The organism is Paucibacter soli, from assembly GCF_037482845.1.
Classification (GTDB): domain Bacteria; phylum Pseudomonadota; class Gammaproteobacteria; order Burkholderiales; family Burkholderiaceae_C; genus Paucibacter_B; species Paucibacter_B soli.
Genome location: NZ_JBBHJW010000007.1, coordinates 303,309 through 324,040 on the forward strand (window position 1 = coordinate 303,309; position 20,732 = coordinate 324,040).

Consider the following 20,732-nt stretch of genomic DNA (forward strand, 5'->3'; position numbering starts at 1 on the left):
GGTGCTCGTGCTGAGCCAGTATTTCTGGCCCGAGGTGTTTCGCGTCAACGAGATCGTGGCCGAGCTAACACAGCGCGGCCACGAGGTGACCGTGCTGACCGGCCGGCCCAACTACCCCGACGGCGAGGTCTTCGCCGACTACGCTGCCCATCCGCAGGCTTATGCCCGCTACGCCGGCGCTGAGGTGATCCGCGTACCGCTGCGCCCGCGTGGCAAGGGCAGCTTACGCCTGGTGCTCAATTACTGGAGCTTTGTGTTCTGGGGCTGTTTGCTGGGACCCTGGAAGCTCCGCGGCCGGGGCTTCGACGCCATCTTCGTGTTCGAGACCTCGCCCATCTCCGCGGCCCTGCCAGCGCTCTTGCTCAGGAAGATCAAGCGCGCGCCCTTGCTGTTGTGGGTGCTGGACCTCTGGCCCGACACGCTCTCGGCCATCGGCATCGTGCGCTCGCCACGTCTGCTGGGCTGGGTTGGGGCCTTGGTACGTTTCATCTACCAGCGCTGCGATCTAATCCTGGCCCAGTCACGCGGTTTCTTCCCGCGCATCGAATGCTGGTCGCGCGAGCCGGCCAAGTCCCGCTACTTTCCGCAGTGGGCCGAGGCCGCCTTTGACGTGGACCTTGGCAAGGTCGAGATGGCAGCGGAGCTGGGTCCTCACTGCTGCTGCTTCAACATCATGTTTGCCGGCAATATCGGTGAGGCCCAGGACTTCCCGGCCATCCTCGATGCAGCCGAGCAACTGCGCGAGCGACGCGACATCCACTGGCTAATCGTTGGCGACGGGCGCGCGGCCGAGGCTGTGCGCGCCGACATTGCAAACCGTGGGCTGCAAGAGACCGTATTCATGCTGGGCCGCCATCCGCTGGAACGCATGCCTGGCTTCTTCAAGGGTGCAGATGCCTTGCTCGTTTCGCTCAAAGCCGAGCCGATCTTCGCCATGACCATTCCCGGCAAGGTACAGGCCTATCTGGCGGCCGGCAGGCCGCTGCTGGGCATGCTGGATGGTGAAGGCGCGCAAGTCATACGCGACGCCAGCGCCGGTCTGGTCTGTGCGGCGGGCGACGGCGCGGCACTGGCCGCATGTGTGGCCGAAATGGCAGCGCTCGATGAACAGGCGCGAGCCACCATGGGACGCAATGGCCAGGCCTATTGCCGGCAGGAGTTTGACCGGGCGACCCTGATCGGCCAGTTGGAGCGCTGGCTGGCCGACTGCGCCGGCCATAGCCGCAAGCTCAGCTGAACTCGCGCATGCGGCGCACCAGCTCAGGCCAGTCAGGCGGCCGGTAGCCACTCGCCGCATTGAACCGGTCGGCATTCAGTGAGCGGTCCATCACCAGCTCCGCGTCCGGCCGCAATGGATTCGGCCGTCCATACTCCTGACCCACCAGTTCGAGCAGATGGTACTTGCTGATGGCCTCGGCCGCCACATGATAGGTGCCGTGCAACTCGGGATGCGGGATCACATGCTGCTGAATCACACGTGCCAGCTCCACGGTGGGCAGCGCCGAGAAGATTGCCTTGCTGAAGCCCCTGACCGGACCTGGCTGCGACAGAAACCAGCCCACCAGCCCGTGCCCACTGCTCAGCTCATGGCCGATGATGGAGGTGCGCAGCGTCACTGCATGTGGATAGTCCACCTCGCCCATCAGTTTGCTGCGGCCATACAGGTCGCTCGCATCCGCCGCATCATCCTCGGTGTAGCCACCGAGCGCGCCTGAAAACACGCAGTCGGTGCTGATGTGGATCAGCCGCGCCTTGCCAGCGTGACACAACCTTGCTAACCGGTGCGGCAGCAGCGCATTGATCGGGATCGCGATCGCCGGGTTCTCCGCGCCCGCCAGTTGCTTGACCACGCCGATGCAGTTGATCACCAGCTCAGGCCGGACCTCGGCGAACAAATGCCGCAGGCTGGCCAGACTCTCACCTTCAACATCGGCGACGAAGCATACCTGCGGCAGCCGCTGCTGCAGCTCCTGAATGGTTTCCCGCTTGCGTACAGAGCCGAAAACCTGATATCCCGGATCTTGCGCGAACCAGCGCAGCACCGCGTTGCCCAGCATGCCGTTGGCGCCCAACACCAACAGACGGCGACCTGTTGTTCCTGTCATGGACAGGATTCTCGCTCAGGATCACCTGTGCAGACGCTGGCCAGATGTGCACACATCGCGCGCGCCAGCGGTACAGGGGCGAACTGCTCTTCATAGCAGCGCCGTCCGGCTTCGGCCATGGCAGCGCGCTCAGCCGCACTGCACCGCTGCAATTGCTGCGCAGCGGCGGCCAGCGCGGCCGCATCCTCGGCCGGGCAAGCCAAGCCCGCGCCAGATTCATTTACCAGCATGGCGCCTTCGCCATCCAGCGCCGCCAGCACGGGTCGGCCGGCGCCCAGGTATTCCTGCAACTTGCTGGGGATGGTGCGACTCAGCGCCGGGTTTCGGCCCAGCGATACCAGCAACACATCTGCCTGCTCGTAGATGGCCGGCATCTGCGCGGGATCGAAGCGCCCAGGCAGCAGCACCTGCAGCTCAAGGCCTCGCAGACGCACCTGCTCTGCCAACCAATCCAAGCGTGCACCGCTACCCACCAGGACCCAGCGGATGTCGCTTTCAGGGCCAAGCAGCTGCGCCGCCTGCAGCACGGTATGCAGGCCTTGCGCCCGGCCCAGGTTGCCGGCAAACACGATCTTGAAACCACCGCCGAGCGCCGGCATGGCGCCTGGAGAGCGAGGTGCAAGCGCCCGGCCCGGATTCGGGTGATAGCGCACGGGCGTGCTTCCTGCCAAGGCCTGCACCGGCTCCATGAAACCGCGCGACTGCACCAGCAACAAATCGCATCGACGGTAGATCCAAGCCACTACCACAGCGGTCGCCGCAAGCAGTCGTTTGCTGCGAACATATCCAGTCAGTTCCAGACTTTCAGGCCAGAGATCCTGGACCCAGGTCACCAGCGGCACACGCTTGATGCGCTTCAGCGCAATCGCGGCAAGCGCCTGCAAAACCGGTGAGGTGCCATAGACGAGGATCACATCGAAGCTCCGCCCGCGCAGCGCCCACGGCCCCAGCAACGAAGCGGCGACGATGAAGGAGAGGTAGTTCAGCGCCAAGCGCAGTGCCCCACCCTGCCCACGCGGCAGCAGCGGCACGCGCACGATCTCGCAAGCTTGATGATGTTCACGCTGGACACCGCGGACCCGATAGCCGGGAAACACCTGCCCTTCGGGGTAGTTCGGCTTGCCGGTCAGCACCGTCACCTGGCAGCCCTGATCCGATAGCGCAGCAGCCACCTCGTTGATGGCAAACGACTCAGGCCAGTAATGCTGGCTCAGCAGCAGCACCCTCATCCCGGCAGGCCACCATCGATGCAGCGCAGAAATTCGGCCGCGCTGAGCGGCTGGAGCGGTGCCTCGGGCCGCCCCAAAAAGCGGCGCACCGCACGCGCGATCGACACCGCCGACTCCGGATCGAAGGTCTCGACCGGGGTGCAGATGTCGCGCACATAGTCGCGCTCACTGGCCACCACGGGCAGGCCCAGCGCCGCAGCCTCAACCAGTGGAAGTCCAAAGGACTCGCCGGTCGACGGGAACAGCAGCGCACGCGCCTGGCCATAGAGTTGCAGCGCCTCGGCATGCGGCATGGGCGCCAGATTACGTATCGCCAGGCCATGAACAGCGGCCTGATGTAATACCCAATCGCGCAATGACGCGTGCCGGTCACCCAGCGTCAACGCCAGACTGGGCTTAAGGCCTTGCTTGGCCAGCAAGATCCAGGCCTCAAGCACCCGCCGATGGTTTTTGTGAGGCTCGCCGTCGGCAACGAAGACGAAGTCCCAAGCCTCGTGGATGGCCACTTCCGGCTTCACTGCGCCCATCGCAGGAGCAAAGGGCAGCACCCGCAGCGGTGCTGGGTCTGGGCCAAACCAGGCCTGCAGCGTGCGGCCCATCGTGGGACTTTGTACAAAATAGGCAGTGACGCGACGCTTGAGCGTCCGGCTGATGAGTTGCTCGATCCGGTTGCGCATTCGAATGCGCCAGCCGTACTCATCCAGCGGCACGTTGCCCAAGTAATTGCGATTCTGAAGGAATAGGTACGCAGGCGCCGCCCGACATAGCAGCGGCGGCAGTCCATGGAAGCAAAGTATGCGGTCGTTCGACTTGGCCACCCCGGCCAAGGCCAGTTCGGCACCCCAACGCGAGCCAAGGCTGGGGCGGACCCATCGCACCTCGGCTTGCACCGACAGGCGCAATTTCGGCATGGCGCGCCGATCCAGCCAGGCCACCAGCGCCGCTTCAACCGGCCAGGCATCGAGTAATTCCTGCAGCAGCACCAGGCCTCCGCCTGTGTGAACGTTGGGTGCATAGAGCAGCATTCGGCCCGGACTCATCGAGTGCCCCCCAGCCAGCTCAATCGACCTTCAAGCCGATTGCCGCTGAGAGGATCTCGGGACATCAGGCCAGGCTGGCGGCAGAGTTCCAAGAGCCTGAACAGTCGGCTCGTCAAATGAGGCGTGAGATCGCGCGCGCGCATAGAGGCTTGATGCAACAACTTGAATTGCGCCAGACGGATGTTCGCCTGCGCGTCGCCCATAAGCGTAGCAGAGGCGCAGACGCAGCCCTATCAGGTCGAGCCCAAGCCGCACCGCAAGGTACAGTCCCTATTTCGCCGACTCAATTCGTACCGCTGGATACGCGTGAAGCTGACCCAAAACACTGTCTACAACCTGCTCGGTCTGGGCGCCCCACTACTCGCTGCTGTACCCGCCATCCCACTCTTGATCGGCGCGCTTGGGACGGACAGATTTGGTCTCTTGGCGCTGATGTGGGCCATAGTCAATTACTTGAGCTTGTTTGATTTGGGTTTGGGTCGGGCGCTAACGCAGCGACTGGCGGCCATCCGCGGCCAAGATGGTCAAGAATCGCCTGCGGTTTTGGTCCTCAACGCGCTAACCCTGCTTGGCGCCATGGGCAGCTTGGCCGGACTGATGTTGCTCGCGCTTGCATACTGGGGCCGTCAGCAATTTCCGACGGTCACAGGTCCAGACGAGTTCATGGGCGCAGCGTACGCGCTCGCAGCGGCGATGCCCACAATCACTATTACCTCTGGCTTGCGCGGAGTTCTGGAAGCTGAGCACGCATTTGCCACGGTCAACCTGTTGCGACTGCCGATGGGGCTATTCGGCTTTCTCGGGCCCCTGGCAGTGGCGCTGGTCTATCCCGACCGACTGGACCTAATAGCCTGGATTCTGGCGGCGGGCCGCTTCCTTACCATGATGGCGCATGCATGCTGCATTTGGCTGCAAAGTTCAGTGCCGCTCGGAAGAGCACAGCTGGACCTGACGCTCATGAGCCGACTGATAAGGGCAGGCGGCTGGCTCAGCTTCAGCAACTTGATCAGCGCCGTGCTGGGCTACGTTGATCGGTTCATCATCGGCGCCATCGTGTCGCCTACGGCCATAAGTCACTACGCCGTGCCGCACGAACTAGTGACCAAGCTGTGGGTTATGCCGACGGCGCTGACAAGCGCCATGTATCCAGCGATTGCCGAGGCCAGTGATCCAGGCCGGCGCGTCATCGGGCGCCTCCTAACGCGCGCGATACTAGGTATTCTTGTCGTGATGCTGCCAATCTGCGGTGCTGGCATCACTTGGGCCTATCCGCTGCTCGAGTGGTGGATCAATGCAGAGTTCGCGCGCCACAGTAGCGTACCCTTGCAAATACTGTTGGCGGGCATGCTGCTTAGTTCCCTGGCGATGGTGCCGTTTACCTACCTTCAGGGTCGCGCTTTGTTCCGGCTGACTGCGGCAATCCACGCTGTGGAATTGCCCGTTTTCATGGTAGCCATCTACATCATGACCCGTCAGTTCGGCGTGACCGGCGCTGCAATGGCATGGACGCTGCGTGCAGCCGCGGACGGCGCCTTGATGTACTTCTTCTGTCGACGGGCGCTCGCGCGGACGCCTGCTGAACCCGCCTCACTGGCCGTATCTGAATCGCCCCGGATTCTGTAGACACCTTCGAGCCTCAAACTGAGGCCCAATAGGAGGTGCCATGAAGACGAAGCAACCATACCCCGAAGAATTCAAGATCGAGGCGGTCAAGCAGATCACCGAGCGAGGCCACAAGGTGGCCGAGGTGTCTGCGCGGATCGGCGTCAGCCAGCACAGTCTGTACAAGTGGATCAAGACGTACCAGACGCCCGCTGGCGAGCGCCAAGCTTAAGCGACGCAGACCGAAGAACTGCGCCGGCCCAAGGCCGAGCTCAGGCGCGTGACCGAGGAGCGCGACATCCTTAAAAAAGCCGCCGCGTACTTTGCCAAGCAGTCCGGGAAAGGTACGCGTTCGTCAAGCAGCACGATCAGGAGTACAGCGTGCGGCGCATGTGCAGGGTCCTGCAGATTCACCCCAGCGGGTACTACGCCTGGAAGGCCAAGCCTGTGAGCCCGCGCGCTCGTCTGGACAAGCGTAAGCGTCCGGCGAACCCATCTTGAACGCCGAGCCTGTGCCAGCCAGGATGGTGTCCACCAAGCAAGAGAGGTGGACACCATGCCAGACGCCAAGCCGGACACGCGCCGGCGCCACGGCCCGGAACTGAAGCGGCAAGTCCTTGCCGAATGCGCTGCACCTGGCGCGTCGGTGGCCAAGGTGGCAATGAGCCATGGCCTGAACGCCAACCTCGTCCACAAGTGGAGGCGATCCGAGACGAATGATCGCGAGACCGCCATCGCTGGTGCGTTCGTTCCGGTGACCGTCATGGCGGCGCCGCCGACCTGCGATGCGCCGCAGTGCATCGAAGTAGACCTGCAACGCGGCCTGATCAGCGTGCGGGTTCGCTGGCCGATGGCGAGTGCGTCATCCTGCGCCGCGTGGCTGCGCGAGATGCTGCGTTGATACGGGTCGATGCACTGTGGCTGGCGATCGAGCCGCTCGACATGCGGGCCGGCACTGAGGCTGCCCTAACTCGGGTGGTCTCGGTCTTCGGTGCGGCCCGGCCGCACAACGCCTACCTGTTCGCCAACCGCCGGGCTAACCGGATGAAGGTCCTGGTGCACGATGGCATCGGCGTGTGGCTGGCCGCGCGGCGCCTGAACGCGGGCCGCTTCATCTGGCCCCGGGATGTGACGGGCACGCTGAGTCTGAGCCGCGGTCAGTTCGACGCGCTGGTGCTCGGCCTGCCCTGGCAACGCCTGGGTGAAGCCGGCGTCATCACCCTGCTGTAGCCACGCGTCTATTGCTGCATCTGCCGATGGCGGCCATGGGGTGGCGCTGGCACGATCACTTCCCGTGATCGCCGACGACCTCGACACCCTCGATGCACAGCAACTGCGCGACGCCTTGCGCGCGGCAAGGGCCGAGGTGACGTTCAAGCAGGCCATCATCGACAAGCTCACGCACGAGAACGCAATCCTCAAGAGGTTGAGGTTCGCCGCGCAGAGCGAGAAGTTCAGCGCCGAGCAGAAGAGCCTGCTGGACGAGACACTGGACAGCGACCTGGCGGCGGTGGCGGCCGGGATCGAGGCGCTGCAGCCCGCCCAGGCTGCAGGCGAGCGTCAGCAGCCTCGCCGTGAGAAGCTGCCTGCGCAGCTGCCGCGCCGCGAAGTGCGCCACGAACCCGAGAGCACCACCTGCGGTTGCGGCCAGGCCATGCAGCGCATCGGCGAGGACGTGGCCGAGAAGCTGGACTACCAACCTGGCGTCTTCACCGTCGAGCGCCACATCCGCGGCAAGTGGGTGTGCAAGTGCTGCGAGCAGATCGTGCAGGCGCCGGTCGCGCCGCACGTCATCGACAAGGGCCTGCCGACGACCGGCCTGCTGGCCCAGGTGCTGGTCGCCAAGTATCTCGATCACCTGCCGCTGTACCGCCAGGAGGCAATCTTCGAGCGAGCCGGACACGCCATCGCGCGCTCCACGCTGGCCCAGTGGGTCGGCGAATGCGGCCTGCAGTTGCAGCCGCTGGTGGATGCGCTGAGCGCAGAGCTGCTGCGCCAACCGGTGTTGCACGCTGACGAGACGCCGGTGGCGATGCTCAAGCCGGCGAACCTGAGAGATGGCAAGACGCACCGTGCCTACCTGTGGAGCTACTGCACCACCCAGTTCAATCCACTGCAGGCCGTCGTCTTCGACTTCGCCGAGAGCCGCGGTGGCCAGCACGCCCGAGACTTCCTGGGGCTGCCCGGGACGCAAGACAAGCCCGGCTGGCAGGGCCGTCTCGTTTGTGACGACTTCTCCGGCTACAAGGCCTGCTTCGATCTGGGTGTGACCGAGGTCGGCTGCATGGCGCACGCGCGGCGCAAGTTCCACGAACTCTGGGCCAATCATGGCAGCCAGGTCGGCGAGCAGGCGATGAAGTTCTTCGGGCAGCTCTATGAGGTGGAGCGGCAAGTGGCCGACGCCGACAGCCAAGCCAGGCTCGATGCCCGGCGGGCGGCCAGGCCATTGGCCGACGCGCTGCACCAGTGGCTGCGACAACAGCGCCAGCGCGTGCCCGATGGGTCGGCCACAGCCAGAGCCATCGACTACAGCGCTCAAGCGCTGGGTGGCGTTGCCGCGCTACCTCGGCGACGGCGAACTGCCCATCGACAACAACTGGGTGGAGAACCGCATCCGGCCCATCGCGCTGGGCCGGCAGAACTGGCTCTTCGCCGGGAGCTTGCGCGCGGGCAAGCGAGCCGCTGCCGTGATGAGCCTGATCCACTCGGCCAAGCTCAACCAGCTGGACCCCTACGCCTACCTGCGTGACGTGCTGGAGCGGCTGCCGACGCAGCCCGCCAGTCGCATTGCCGAGCTGCTGCCGCATCGCTGGCAGCCAGGCGCTGCGACACTTGCTGAATGAGCACCAAGTTCCAGCGCGCCCAACCCCAGCGCATCTACCAGCTGCGCATTGAACTGCAGCACATCAAGCCGCCCATCTGGCGGCGCATCCTCGTGCCCGACAGTCTGAAGCTGGCCAAGCTCGACCGTGTCGTGCAGGCCGCCATGGGCTGGACCAACAGCCATCTGCATGACTGGCATATCGAGCAGCGGCGCTACGGCATCCCCAACGAGGAATGGGGCGGCAGTGGCGACATGCTCGACGAGCGCAAGTTCACCGTCGGCGCCGTGCTGGGGGAGCAGGTCCAGTCCTTCGCCTACAGCTACGACTTCGGCGACGGCTGGGATCACCGCATCACGGTCGAAGAACGGCTGCCTGTGCAGGAGGGCCGCAACGACTGGCCGATGTGCCTGGCTGGCGAGAACGCCTGTCCGCCGGAAGATGTGGGCGGGACGCCGGGCTACATGGACTTCCTGGAGGCGATGCACAACCCCACGCACGAGCAGCATGCCGACTACTGGCGCTGGTGGGGTGGCCCCTTCGATCCGCGGGGCTTCAGCATCAACGCAGCCAACCGGGCGATTCGCAAGCTGCGCTGACGCGAACCCGCTCGTCAAGGCGGGTTCGCCGGACGCTTACGGACAAGCGCCTGCGCGGTCTGCTCAAGCAGGCTTGGCTGCAGAGTGGCGGCGTGTACGGCTATCGCAAGCTGACGCTGGACATGCGCGACCTGGGCGGGCGCCGCGGCAAGCACCGCGTGGCGCGTCTGCTCAAGCTCGAAGGGCTGCGCTCCCAGACAGGCTACAGGCGCCGTCCTGGCATGTGTGGCGGCAAGCCCGCCATCGTTGCTCCGAATCATCTGCAGCGCCAATTCAGGGTGGATGAACCCAATCGAGCGTGGGTGACCGACATCACGTACAGTCGCACCCACGAAGGCTGGCTCTACCTGGCTGCGGTGGTGGACCTGTTCTCGCGCCAGGTCGTGGGATGGTCGATGGGCAGCCGTATCGACACCAGCCTGGTCCTGGACGCGCTGATGATGGCCTTGTGGCGGCGCAAGCCCACCAGCCCCGTCACCGTGCATTCCGATCAGGGCTGCCAATTCACCGGGCATGAATGGCAGACATTCCTGCGCGACCACAGCCTGATTAGCAGCATGAGCCGGCGCGGAAACTGCCATGACAACGCCGTGGCTGAGAGCTTCTTCCAGTTGCTCAAGCGCGAACGCATTCGCCGCCAAATCTATGCAACACGCAATGACGCGCGCACCGATGTCTTCAACTACATCGAGATGTTTTACAACCCGACGCGCCGGCATTCCACGGCTGATGGCCTGTCACCGGTACAGTTCGAACAACGCCATTTCCAACGGCTCGCGAGTGTCTAGTAAATCCGGGGCGATTCAATCTCTATGATGAAACAAATACCAGTCTCAGTTGTGATTCCGACGCGCAATCGCATGCACTGTGCCATCGAATGCATTGCCGCGGCCCTGGAAGCGACGACGACGGCGCAAATAATCGTGGCTGACTCGAGCGACGGCGACGCGCTCGAGATTGCCATTCGGCAGCGAGGCCTGGATCTGCCGCGCCTCAAATACCTGAAAACTCCGGACAAATGGAACGTTGTCCAAAACTTCGAGGGCGCGCTCGGCCATTGCGAGGGTCATTATGTTCTCTACATTGGAGATGACGATCTGGTGGGGCCTCATCTCGAAATGGTTTGCGATTGGGCGCGCGCCGCTGACATCGACGTGGTGATCCCCTACGCGAAGCGCTTCGGCGTTGCGTATTACTGGCCGGGAGTGAAGTCCAAGTACTTTGGCGATGCCTATCAGGGCAAGGTCTTTGTCTGGTCACACAGTTCACGGGTCCGCCCCATCGACGTTGCGCATGAAATCGCTGCGGCGAAGCGGAATATCGGCCGAGGACTGGAGCGCCTCCCTCGCGTTTATCACGGATTGGTATCGAACGAGCTATTGCGGCGGGTGCGCGCCCGACACGGGCATGTCTTCGGCGGTGTCAGCCCCGACATCTATAGCGCCATACTCATCGCCGCCGCGGCACGACGAGCGGTACATCTTGACTATCCGTTCTGTATCCCTGGGGCTTCTCCGGTTAGCGAAGCAGGTGCGGGCGCCGCGCAGACTGATCGACACAGCTTCGAGGACAGCCCCTATCTCCGTCGGTTCAAGAACCTGAAGTGGGACTCGGCGATTCCACGCTTCTTCTCGCCGTACAACGGCTGGGGTTACTCTTTCAACGAGGCCTTGAAGCAAACGCATCATCGCCTGGAACCGAGACACCTCAACCTGCTCTACGCCCGCAACCTGTTTCATTGCTGGGCCTACAGACAGCAGGTCTGGCAGTGCGTGAGGAAGCAGGCTCAGGGCGATGGTTGGCGCGTGGCGCTGGGTCGTCTCATCCTTGCCATGCTGACGGAAGGGAGCTTGATGATTGGACGCGTTCTTCGAAAGGCGCTGGCTCCGCGCGCTGGGGGCTGGGCTACCCGGCATGCCGGCTTCGCGACAAGTTTGAGTGCCTATCGGTTCCTGGCCAAGCACCTACCACCGCCTACACTGCCCAAGGGCGGCTGACACGCAGCCGCCGCTCCATGTACCATCTCTGCCCAGAGTCGGCAGCGCCAGTCACTACAACTATGCACAACGTGCCATCCCACCGCCTCGCCCTTTGGGCGGCAACCCTTGTCGTGCTGTTTGCGCCCGGCAGTGCAATGGCCTATATCGACCCGAACGCCGGTGGCATGCTATTCCAGATCCTGGCACCCTTGTTCGCGGCCATCGCCGGCGCTTGGTTGTTTTTGCGACGCTGGCTGGCAGCCAAGGCAAGGGGACTCTGGAACCGCCTGACCGGAAAACCTGACGCATGACAGCTTTGCCGAAGGCAACGGCAATGCGAATGTTCGTGGTCACCTACGCGGGCCTGAGCTTCCTGTGGCTTCCATTCGTATTACTGCGGCAGGCAGACGCCTTGCTGATGTTCGTGACGCCGGCACAGCTTTGGCTGGACATCGCCTTGGCGCTGCTGCTGCTGGCCGTGCCAGCTATCGCTCTCGCGTCGTTGACGCTATTGCTTGCTGGGCTGTCCAGAGCCCTGCGCATGGCTGATCCCGTCCGCACCGCGGTCTCCTGGCTGATCGTGTTTGTTCCGCTGGCCTGGCTGTGCTCATGGCAGATCGGCGGCACGGCTTGGCTTTGGTTCAAGACCGTGTCGGATACGAGCCCAACGCTTGGGTCAGGACTGCGGCTGGGCCTCGGGCTGGCCTTGCTTGCCGCGCTTATCGCCGCCGGGCGCCGCTATGGGCTGGGAGCCATCGGCCTGAAGGCAATACAAGCCCTGTTGGCGCTGCGTAACGCCACGCTGACCAGCCTGTCGGTCTCCGTGTTTGCACTGCTCATCTGGCCACCGGCGCGGCTTCACGGCCCCACGCAAGCGGCAGCACCTGCACAAGCGGGCGCGCCTGACATCATCCTGATCTCCATCGATACCTTGGCCGCTGCCGACGCTGGAGCCTGTGACGAGAAGACCAGGTCGCTGATGCCTCGTCTGCACGAATTTTCACAATCCGCCAGCTGCTTTTCGCGTTTCTACGCCAGTTCGAACTTCACGACGCCGACGACGTCGACCATGGAAACTGGCTTGCTTCCCTGGTCGCACAAGGCCACCCAAGTCGTTGCCAGCATCACGCCAGAGGCTCGCCAAGCAGCCCTTCCCGCCAGCCTGCGCTCTGCAGGCTATTCGAGCTATTCGGTGTCTGCCAATCTGCTGGCCAGCCCGCGCCAACATGGAACTTACAAGGACTACGACCAAGTACTGATCGCGCGCAGCTCGTCGATAGGCATGCAGCTGCGTGAATGGTTCGGCAGGTTTCCTGAATCGACCTTGGCGGCATGGGGAACAGCGCTGTTCCCCATGGTCTACACCTATGACATCCATGCGCATGCCGAGACGCATCCATACGATCCAAGGCTTTCGTATCATGCGGCCCACGAAATACTCAAGCGTCATGAGGCAAGCCGTCCCGCTTTTCTATGGGTCCACACGATGCCGCCACATGACCCATATCTCCCTCCAGCGTCGACAAAATATCGGTTGCTCCCACCCGGGCAGTTGGACCGATGGGCAGATCAACGAATCGCTGGTCCCTACCTTGACACGGACCAACCATCTGTCGATAAGCATCGTCTGCGCTACCAGGAAAGCATCATGGGCGCGGATCAAGCGCTTGGCGAGTTCCTGGACCAGCTCGCGCTGGAAGGCCGACTGGATCGCGCGCTTGTCATCATCACCTCGGATCATGGCGAGTCCTTCGAAAAGCGCTTGCTGGGTCACGGAACATCGGCCATGCACAACGCCCTGCTTCACGTGCCCTTGCTGATCAAGCTTCCGGGGCAGGCACATGCTCACCGCATCGACACCCCCGTCAGCCAGGCCGATTTGGCCCCCACCATCGCGGACTACGCCGGCGTCCGCCCAGCCATCGCAATGGACGGGCGCAGCTTGCGCCCGGCGCTCGCAACGGGGCAAATTGACGCACGTCCGGTATATGCAATGAGCATGGAACGTCAAAGCCGTTTCGCACCGCTGACCAGCGGGCATTTCGTTGTAGTTGATGGGCGATACAAGCTGATCCACCATCGCGAAGAGAACCGCAACGAACTGTTCGACCTTGAAGCCGACCCAGCAGAAACAACTGATCTGTTCTTGCTACGCCCTGAGCTGCTCGCACGACTGAGCCAACTGCTTGAAAGCAGATTGGCGACTTGGTCGCAGATGGGTACAAGCAATTGAACACAATCAAACACCCAGACGCCAGCTTGGCCCTGTCGCCACCGTTGCTCGATTGGCTTAGGGCCGATCCGGGTTGGGCCGCGCAGCCCGCGCGCAAACGCTGGCTGCAACGCTGGCAGGGGCTATGGAGTGGGGTTAATCTGCGGCTCAGTCAAGCCAACATGCCGCCCCCTCGGCCACTGCAGGCACCGCTATTGATACTCGGCCCCTGGCGCAGCGGCACCACGGTGATGCACGAACTTCTCCACGCTCGTTCGGGGTGGCCAACACCACAGACATGGCAGTGCATGAACCCCGCATCCTTTCGACTTGGCCGTCGTCCGGCAAACAGCAAGTCCTTCGCTCGGCCAATGGACGGGCTAGAAATACGCCACGACTCGCCGCAGGAAGATGAGTTCGCGCTCCTTTCCTTGGGTGTGCCCTCGGCCTATCGCGCCTTTCTGATGCCGCATAGGCTCCTACAGCTGAAGCAGACCTTGGATCAGGACTTCTGGCTAGCACAAGACGAATGGTTCGCGCCCTGGGAAGATTTCCTGCGTGGAGTCCTTGATTCCGCAGGCGCCTACGACCTGCCGCTGATTCTAAAGTCGCCCAACCACAGCTTCAGGTTAAGGGCGATCCTGCACAGGTTTCCTGACGCTCGCTTCGTCTGGATGGCACGCGAGGCTGCGGACGTGTTTGAGTCAAACCGCAAGATGTGGACGGCTATGTTCGCCACCCATTCGATCGCCGATGGCGCTGACCCCGATGCTCTGGATCAATTCCTGCTGCACGCACTTGACTCATGCACGAAAACCCTTCGTTGGTGCATGCAGAACGTGCCGGCCAAGCAATGGTTGCTTGTGGATCAGCATGAGCTGCGTCATACCGCCCAGGCCACGGTCCACGCCGTTTGGCAACATCTCGGGCCAGCGAGTTCGACGCCACGCTCAGCGGCGGTCTCCGAAGCGCTGGACAGAACGTTGAAGGGGCGAGTAAGCCGCTACTCGCGCCAACTGCCTCCCGATTATGCTGCTGTGCTTGAGCGCTTTCAGGAAACACAAGACCTGGCGCGCACTAGCTTTGGCCTGAACAGGCTACGTGGCGCTTAACTGGAATTGCGCCCGATGCGCGCGCCCAGCCGGATTGCCGGTCGCTCCAAATAGCGATAGCTCAGCGAGGCCAAGAACAGCGCCAGGGCGAGTCCGGCCAGCCCTTTGAGTGAATTGGGCAACGGAGCTCGCTTGGCGAGGTAGAGCGCGGGCAAGTGAAGCAAATAGATGCCGAAACACCAGCGCCCGCATGCCCGTAAGGGCGCCCAGCGAAGCGCACGCGCCCAACCGGGCGCCCAGCCACCGACGACGCTGAGCAGCAACGCGGACCAAATCAGGCCCCAGCCGAGAAAGCTGCGGTGCAACGCATCGCTACCCAGGTCCCATCCCATGGCAACTTGAACGGCCGGCACCGTGGCCAAGAGCACCATCAGCGCGACAAGCTCGAGCCAGTGCTGAAGCCAGGCTGGCAGGCTGGCCTTGCCTGGACGCAACCATGCCGCAAATGAGCCACAAAGAAACACTGGCAAGTAGTAGCCCAAGTCGATGCCGTTGTCAGGCGCCAGTTGCGCCGGGAACATGCAGATGACAAGGGCAATCAAGCTCCCGACGCCTATAGCACGCAACAGCGGCTCGATGGGTATGGAGAGCCATAGCGCCATCAGCGGGATCAGCAAGTAGTACTTGAACTCGGCCGCGACACTCCAATACACCCCCAATCCCTCCTGCAGCAACAGATGTCTTAGCACTGCTTGGCCATCTAGTGTCACGCCAAGGCCGCGTGGCGCCAAGGCCCAGCCCACCAGCAGCACCACCAGATACAAGGGATAGATGCGCAAGAAGCGGCGCAACAGGTAACCACCCCACTGGCCAGCGGCAAAGCGCCGCTGCGCGTCGAGTTCAAGCCACTGCCGCGTTAGCAAAAAGGCACTGATGACAAAGAAAAGGTATACGCCGGACTTACCTGTTCCGTGCAGGTTCAGGCCGGGAAGCAGGTGCAAGCCCAAGCCGCTGGCATGACTAAAAAAAACGATGAGTGCAGCCAGACCGCGCAAGCCGTCAATTTCAAGGGCTTCGTGGCCCGGCTTGGCGACCATCGCGGTACTCAGCCTGCGGCCGTATTGAGGCTGGTAATTGCCATCATGACAGCCACCATGATCACGCCAATCACCGCGCCGATGCCCAAGATCGCAGCTGGCTCAATCAAGGTCAGTACTCGCCTTTGCAGGACGCGCGCCGTCTCAGTCTCGATGGCGCCGAGCGTGCGAAGCATGCGCGGCAACTCACCGGAGCGTTCACCGACCCGCAGCAAATTCAGCCGCACGGCGGGAAACCAGGCGCGCTGGCTCAAGATATCAGACAGCGCCCTGCCTCGTTCCAGTTCACGCTTGGCCACATACATCTCGTGCCGCATGCTGGGCAATTGCAGAGTCCCCGCGGAGAGCTCCAGTGCCGTGATGATCGATACGCGATTCGTAAGCAAAACTCCCATGACGGTGGCCCAACGTCCGATCTCGACCCGCAACAACCAAGTCCCGAGCATGGGCAACTTGGCAGCGAACTCCAGCACGCGCTGCCGGAAGTCAGCCTGCCCGAGGAGCAGTACGCCAGCCAAAACAAGTCCACTGCTGCCCAGGCCAAACTCAAACAAATGCTGTTTCAAATACAAGCCAGCCTCGATGATCCAGCGCGACAGTGCAGGTATTTCAGCCCGACTGCTGTTGAGCAAGCTCGCAAAGCGTGGAACGACGCCAATGAAGATGATTAGGATGGCGACGATGCCAGCGAACACCAGGACAGCCGGGTAGACCAAGGCATTGCGCAACTCCTGCGACATCTGCCGTTCGTGGTCCATTTGTGCCGCAGCGTCCGTCAGGGCTGTGGCCAACTCGCCGCTGGCCTCGCCCGCCTCGATCAGCGCCAACACATACGAAGGCAGCTGCAAAGCGCTTTCACGCAATGCCAGGGACAAGCTCTTGCCGGCACTGACATCGGCCGAGACCTTTAACATCACCTGTCCCAGCGCTCTGCCGCCATGCCCCATCGCCAAGGACGGCAGCACTTCAGCCAGCGAAACACCAGCGCCAAGCAAAGTCGCCAACTCTTGAAGCAAGGAGAGTCGCTCGCCCGCGGTGATCGCTCGCCGGGTCGTCGCGGAACGCGCAAGTGACGCCGCCAAGTCCTTCAGTTCGATCGGTGTGAGCCCTTGGCGAAGCAACTCACGCGCAGCATCACCTTCGTCACTCGCGGACAACTGTCCCGAGCGTATCGCGCCAGACGAATCCATTGCACGGTACTCAAACTGTTTCGGCTTATCCTTCAATCAAGCCTCCGCGGCGCCACCGCTGGCGCGAAGTACCTCGTCAAACGTCGTGCTGCCGCGAGCAACCTTGAGCAAACCATCATCAACCAGGCTTCGGCGCCCATGAGCATCCGCCAACGCCCGAACCTCATTCGCGGTCGAATTGGCAGCAATCAGATGCTGCATGGCTTCGTCTACCTGGACGAGCTCATAAATACCGACTCGGCCACGGAAGCCGGTCGACTGACAACTGGGGCACCCCACTGCCTGCTTCCATTCGGCCCGCGCTTGGCCGGACTGCCTTGCTCGCCAGCGCTCCTCCAACGAGGCCGTCGGCTGAATCGGAATTGAACATTCCGGGCACAGCCGACGCACCAGTCGTTGCGCCATGACGCCACGCAGCGCCGCCGCAACCAGGTAATGCTCGATCCCCATGTCGACCAAGCGCGTGATGGCCGACAACGCGTCGTTCGTGTGGAGCGTGGCCAGCACCAAATGCCCCGTCAACGCCGACTGGACGGCGATCTCGGCCGTCTCCTTGTCGCGGATTTCACCAACCATGATGATGTCCGGATCGTGCCGCAATATGGCGCGAAGGGCTCTTGCGAAGGTGTAGCCAATCTCCGCCTGTGTCTGAATCTGCACAATATTGGGCAGTCGAAACTCGACCGGATCCTCAACCGTGACGATCTTGCGGCTCAGGTCGTTGACGGCGTGCAAAGCGCCATACAAGGTTGTGCTCTTCCCCGAACCTGTCGGGCCGGTCACCAGCACCAAGCCATTGGGCCAAGCCAGCCAATCCCTGAACATGGCCAAATGGTCGTCAGCCATACCAAGCCGCTCAAGCGCGAGGTCAGCGCGCTTCTTGGGCAGCAAGCGCATGACGATGGATTCGCCATGCACTGCAGGAATGGAAGAGACACGAACGTCCATGTCCATACCTGCGACTCGAATCGAGGTACGACCGTCCTGAGGCAGACGACGCTCTGCAATGTCGAGCTGCGAGACCAGCTTGATGCGCGAGCTGATGGCTGGGTATCGGCTCATCGGCAGCGACATGCGCGAATGCAGCACGCCATCGATACGCATGCGAACCTGGAACTCACGTTCGCCGGGCTCTAGGTGTATGTCTGAGGCTCGCGCTTCAGCCGCCTGGGCAATGACGTTGTTGACAAACGCGATAACCGGCGCGTCTTCCGCCAATTCGCGCAAAGAACGGGCATCGGCGGCCGAGCCCGAAGGCTCTTGTTGCTCCAGGCGATGCTGCCAACGCTCCAGATCACTCGGCATCGCGAAATGCCAGCTCACCTTGGTTTGCGCACCCGACTCCAGGCATTCAAGCAAGTCCGGATTGCGCGGGTCAGCCGTTGCAATGTGCAAACCACCCTCGGCGTCCAGCCAGGGCAATGCCTGTTGCCGCCACCACCAGGCGCGCCCATATTCGCTCACCGCCAGCGCTGACTCAATTTCCGCTTCGCTGAGCTGATCATTCCGAATCAGCGGCAGGCCCGCTTGCTCAGCAAGGGCAAGGAAGAGTGCCTCTTCCGACAGGGCGCCCATCCGCATCAGCACGGCGCCAACTCGTCCGCCGTGAACCACTTGATAGGCCAGGGCCTGCTCCAGTTCGCTGGCGCCGATATGCCCCAATTCGAGAAGCACTTCACCCAAGAGCTTCGTCATACCTACAGTTGATCCGGACATCACTTGGAAGGCTCGGGCTCGGCCCTGACGCCAGGCACGTTACCCGCCCATGGCCCGAGCATTCTCCTGAATGCGTCAGTCACCGCCTCGGCGCCATGGTTGTCGTCAATGACATAGGGTGTGATCAAGACAATCAGCTCGCGCCGAACACCTCCACGTGTCTGGTTGCTGAACAACGCTCCGATCAAAGGGATGTCTTTCAAATATGGAACACCTGCGCTGCCATGATTGTTCTCGTCGGAAATCAGGCCTCCAAGCAGGACAGTGGCACCATTCTTAAGGGAGAGCTTGGTGTCGACTTTCCGCGTGCTGAACGTAGGTGAATTGTTCACCCCGGTGCTGGTGGACTGCGCGGCGCTGACCTCCTGGGTGACGTCTAGATCAATCTGGTCGCCGGAGTGGATCACCGGTTTCACCTTCAGTATCACGCCGGTGTTGCGATATTGAATCGTCTGCAGTACGGCTGCTTGGGTCGGCAGACTGACTGCGCCGGCCGCAGTCTGTTGGCTAGTAACGATAGGAACTTCCTGACCCACCTGGATCGTGGCGGTCTCGCCATTGCGCGCCTGAACGCGCGGGCTCGAAAGAATGGTTGCGCGATTGCTTGACGCCATCGCGTTCAGCACCGCGCGTACGCCCCCTACCGTATCAAACACACGGAACGTTGCCCCGGAATTGCCGATGGGCAGCCCACCCTTCGTGCCGCCGATGATTTGAGCTCCGTTGGCCATTGCATGGGTGGCCAGCCACTCGACACCCAGTTGGTTGTTATCGTCGATAGATAACTCAGCAACGGTCACTTCGATCAATGCGCCCTTGGCCGGTCGATCCAATGTCTGCAGCAGCGTCATCAACTGCGAATGTTCGTCTTGGCTGGACTGGAAGATCAACATATTGCTGGCCTTGTCAACGACCACCATGCTGCTGCGGGCCGGGGCGGCCGCAGTACCCGCTGGCGCTGCAGCTGTCGTTGCCGCTGCAGCGGTACTGGGACGGACCCCACTCAGCAATTGCTCAAGTGTCTGGGCAAGCTGTGAGGCATCCGTGTGTTTGACGGCATAGGTGAAAAAGTTCTTGCCGATGCCACGTTCATTGGGGCGATCCAAGGTTCGGGCCCACTCGGTAATGTGCTTGACAACATCGCTGCTATTGGCAAATACAAACACCGAATTCAGGCCAGACACAGGCAGAACGATGATTGGATAGCGAACGCCAGACGGTTGATTCACCGGCTGCACGGCATAGCCCTGCGCGTTCAGCACATCAACAAGCCGGCGTGCCAGTTCATCGGCGGACCAATAGACCGGCGTAATGGCCACACTCTGCGCCCCACTGAACGAGGGCTGATCCAGCACCCGCAGCGCCTCCAAGGCGGCGCCCATATTGTCCGGAGTGCCACTCAATAGCACAGCGTTTCGACCAGGGTCCTCCTGCACTTTTACACGGTCTGCAAACAGGGTCCGCAACCAACTGACAACTTCCGTCTGTCGCACCGCTTGCAATTCAACGAGTTGGAACACCGGCCTCAGCGGCAGAGGCGTTTCCGGCAGCGCGGTGCCGCGTCGAATCTCAGGCAAATGACCAAGGTTCGCGTTGTCAGGCAGCACCCGGACCAAACCGCCTAGGTCGATGGCCGCCACACCATAGCTCTTCAGCAGCAATCTCGCTGCGTTTTCCAGTTGCTCCGGAGCCTGCGAAGTGCCCGATCGAAAGGTCACCAAATCCTTGCGCGCCAGCACCTGAGGATCAATGTTGACGTTCTTCTTGAGCATGTCGGCATAGACCAACTGCGCGAACACCCCCAGAGTGACCTGTTCAAGATTGACGCTCACGCCTTCACTGGACGCCGTCGAGGCCGCTTGCAGAGCTGCTGGCGATAGCGGGGTTGCCGGCTTGGTCGCCGCAGGACGGGTCGGCGCTGGCAGCTCTTCAACGCGCATGACACCGCGGTTGGTTCGGTCGACGTCGACTGCCGCAGCAGCCGTCTTGGGAAGCGACAAGGGCGCGGGGATGATCGGGCGATCAGGTAGCGCACAAGCCGCAAGCAGCGCACATGCGAGGCCCAACACCAGCGGGGTGAGATTCACGT

The 20,732-nt window shown here is 62.4% G+C and carries 16 protein-coding genes and 3 pseudogenes; 12 read left to right on the plus strand and 7 right to left on the minus strand.

Annotated elements, in window-relative coordinates:
- The first annotated feature begins 1 nt into the window (after position 1).
- Positions 2-1,237, plus strand: a complete 1,236-nt coding sequence (locus tag WG898_RS16190) for a glycosyltransferase family 4 protein (RefSeq protein WP_339603864.1) — start codon at positions 2-4, stop codon at positions 1,235-1,237.
- On the opposite strand, the gene WG898_RS16195 is transcribed toward WG898_RS16190, so the two are convergent.
- The 3 genes from WG898_RS16195 to WG898_RS16205 are packed head-to-tail and all read right to left on the minus strand — an operon-like array spanning position 1,230 to position 4,359.
- Entirely contained in the window at positions 1,230-2,105 is an 876-nt protein-coding gene (locus WG898_RS16195) for a dTDP-4-dehydrorhamnose reductase family protein (RefSeq protein ID WP_339603833.1), read from the minus strand. The two genes, WG898_RS16190 and WG898_RS16195, sit on opposite strands and share 8 nt — an antisense overlap.
- The gene (locus WG898_RS16200) at positions 2,102-3,334 is read right to left on the minus strand and encodes a glycosyltransferase family 4 protein (protein ID WP_339603834.1); all 1,233 of its coding nucleotides are present in this window, start codon (positions 3,332-3,334) and stop codon (positions 2,102-2,104) included. The genes WG898_RS16195 and WG898_RS16200 overlap by 4 nt, the downstream gene beginning before the upstream one ends.
- Complete coding sequence (locus WG898_RS16205; RefSeq protein ID WP_339603835.1) at positions 3,331-4,359, minus strand: glycosyltransferase; 1,029 nt, start codon at positions 4,357-4,359, stop codon at positions 3,331-3,333. Before WG898_RS16205 ends, WG898_RS16200 begins: the two co-directional genes overlap by 4 nt.
- A gap of 321 nt (positions 4,360-4,680) precedes the next feature.
- On the opposite strand from WG898_RS16205, the gene WG898_RS16210 reads away from it, so the two are divergent.
- The 11 genes and pseudogenes from WG898_RS16210 to WG898_RS16260 all read left to right on the plus strand — a co-directional run bounded on the left by WG898_RS16210 (position 4,681) and on the right by WG898_RS16260 (position 14,700).
- Positions 4,681-5,997, plus strand: coding sequence for an oligosaccharide flippase family protein (locus WG898_RS16210; protein WP_339603836.1), 1,317 nt, complete (start codon positions 4,681-4,683; stop codon positions 5,995-5,997).
- Between the two features lie 40 nt (positions 5,998-6,037).
- Positions 6,038-6,453, plus strand: a pseudogene (locus WG898_RS16215) (transposase); the annotation flags it as partial.
- 79 nt (positions 6,454-6,532) lie between these two features.
- Entirely contained in the window at positions 6,533-6,877 is a 345-nt protein-coding gene (tnpA, locus tag WG898_RS16220) for an IS66-like element accessory protein TnpA (RefSeq protein WP_339603837.1), read from the plus strand.
- A complete protein-coding gene (gene tnpB, locus WG898_RS16225) occupies positions 6,853-7,206 on the plus strand; it encodes an IS66 family insertion sequence element accessory protein TnpB (RefSeq protein WP_339603838.1) in 354 nt (117 codons plus the stop codon). The genes tnpA and tnpB overlap by 25 nt, the downstream gene beginning before the upstream one ends.
- A gap of 40 nt (positions 7,207-7,246) precedes the next feature.
- A pseudogene (tnpC, locus tag WG898_RS16230) lies at positions 7,247-8,819 on the plus strand (IS66 family transposase).
- Positions 8,816-9,397, plus strand: a complete 582-nt coding sequence (locus WG898_RS16235) for a plasmid pRiA4b ORF-3 family protein (RefSeq protein WP_339603839.1) — start codon at positions 8,816-8,818, stop codon at positions 9,395-9,397. Before tnpC ends, WG898_RS16235 begins: the two are co-directional and overlap by 4 nt.
- 29 nt (positions 9,398-9,426) lie before the next feature.
- A pseudogene (locus WG898_RS16240) lies at positions 9,427-10,185 on the plus strand (IS3 family transposase); the annotation flags it as partial.
- 24 nt (positions 10,186-10,209) lie between these two features.
- The gene (locus tag WG898_RS16245; RefSeq protein WP_339603840.1) at positions 10,210-11,394 is read left to right on the plus strand and encodes a glycosyltransferase; all 1,185 of its coding nucleotides are present in this window, start codon (positions 10,210-10,212) and stop codon (positions 11,392-11,394) included.
- 62 nt (positions 11,395-11,456) lie between these two features.
- Positions 11,457-11,687 (plus strand): hypothetical protein, encoded by a 231-nt coding sequence (locus WG898_RS16250; protein ID WP_339603841.1) that lies wholly within the window; start codon positions 11,457-11,459, stop codon positions 11,685-11,687.
- A 29-nt stretch (positions 11,688-11,716) separates the two neighbouring features.
- Positions 11,717-13,609, plus strand: coding sequence for a sulfatase family protein (locus tag WG898_RS16255; RefSeq protein WP_339603842.1), 1,893 nt, complete (start codon positions 11,717-11,719; stop codon positions 13,607-13,609).
- A gap of 161 nt (positions 13,610-13,770) precedes the next feature.
- Positions 13,771-14,700: a sulfotransferase gene (locus WG898_RS16260; RefSeq protein ID WP_339603865.1), complete on the plus strand. Its 930-nt coding sequence runs from the start codon at positions 13,771-13,773 to the stop codon at positions 14,698-14,700.
- Here WG898_RS16260 and WG898_RS16265 read toward each other — a convergent pair.
- Genes WG898_RS16265 through WG898_RS16280 form a run of 4 tightly spaced genes read right to left on the minus strand, consistent with a single transcriptional unit; the run spans position 14,697 to position 20,730 of the window.
- Positions 14,697-15,737 (minus strand): acyltransferase family protein, encoded by a 1,041-nt coding sequence (locus tag WG898_RS16265; protein ID WP_339603843.1) that lies wholly within the window; start codon positions 15,735-15,737, stop codon positions 14,697-14,699. The two genes, WG898_RS16260 and WG898_RS16265, sit on opposite strands and share 4 nt — an antisense overlap.
- 8 nt (positions 15,738-15,745) lie before the next feature.
- Positions 15,746-16,963, minus strand: a complete 1,218-nt coding sequence (locus tag WG898_RS16270) for a type II secretion system F family protein (protein ID WP_339603844.1) — start codon at positions 16,961-16,963, stop codon at positions 15,746-15,748.
- Entirely contained in the window at positions 16,964-18,622 is a 1,659-nt protein-coding gene (locus WG898_RS16275; protein ID WP_339603845.1) for a GspE/PulE family protein, read from the minus strand. It abuts the gene before it with no gap.
- A gap of 20 nt (positions 18,623-18,642) precedes the next feature.
- Entirely contained in the window at positions 18,643-20,730 is a 2,088-nt protein-coding gene (locus WG898_RS16280) for a secretin GspD/PilQ domain-containing protein (protein ID WP_339603846.1), read from the minus strand.
- Between the last annotated feature and the right edge of the window lie 2 nt (positions 20,731-20,732).

What these genes read in the sequence shown, in the direction of transcription:
- WG898_RS16195 (WP_339603833.1), bottom strand. Translation starts at nt 2,105, where the DNA reads ATGACAGGAACAACAGGTCGCCGTCTGTTGGTGTTGGGCGCCAACGGC.
- WG898_RS16200 (WP_339603834.1), bottom strand. Translation starts at nt 3,334, where the DNA reads ATGAGGGTGCTGCTGCTGAGCCAGCATTACTGGCCTGAGTCGTTTGCC.
- WG898_RS16205 (WP_339603835.1), bottom strand. Translation starts at nt 4,359, where the DNA reads ATGCTGCTCTATGCACCCAACGTTCACACAGGCGGAGGCCTGGTGCTG.
- tnpA (WP_339603837.1), top strand. Translation starts at nt 6,533, where the DNA reads ATGCCAGACGCCAAGCCGGACACGCGCCGGCGCCACGGCCCGGAACTG.
- WG898_RS16235 (WP_339603839.1), top strand. Translation starts at nt 8,816, where the DNA reads ATGAGCACCAAGTTCCAGCGCGCCCAACCCCAGCGCATCTACCAGCTG.
- WG898_RS16245 (WP_339603840.1), top strand. Translation starts at nt 10,210, where the DNA reads ATGATGAAACAAATACCAGTCTCAGTTGTGATTCCGACGCGCAATCGC.
- WG898_RS16250 (WP_339603841.1), top strand. Translation starts at nt 11,457, where the DNA reads ATGCACAACGTGCCATCCCACCGCCTCGCCCTTTGGGCGGCAACCCTT.
- WG898_RS16255 (WP_339603842.1), top strand. Translation starts at nt 11,717, where the DNA reads ATGTTCGTGGTCACCTACGCGGGCCTGAGCTTCCTGTGGCTTCCATTC.
- WG898_RS16260 (WP_339603865.1), top strand. Translation starts at nt 13,771, where the DNA reads ATGCCGCCCCCTCGGCCACTGCAGGCACCGCTATTGATACTCGGCCCC.
- WG898_RS16265 (WP_339603843.1), bottom strand. Translation starts at nt 15,737, where the DNA reads ATGGTCGCCAAGCCGGGCCACGAAGCCCTTGAAATTGACGGCTTGCGC.
- WG898_RS16275 (WP_339603845.1), bottom strand. Translation starts at nt 18,622, where the DNA reads ATGACGAAGCTCTTGGGTGAAGTGCTTCTCGAATTGGGGCATATCGGC.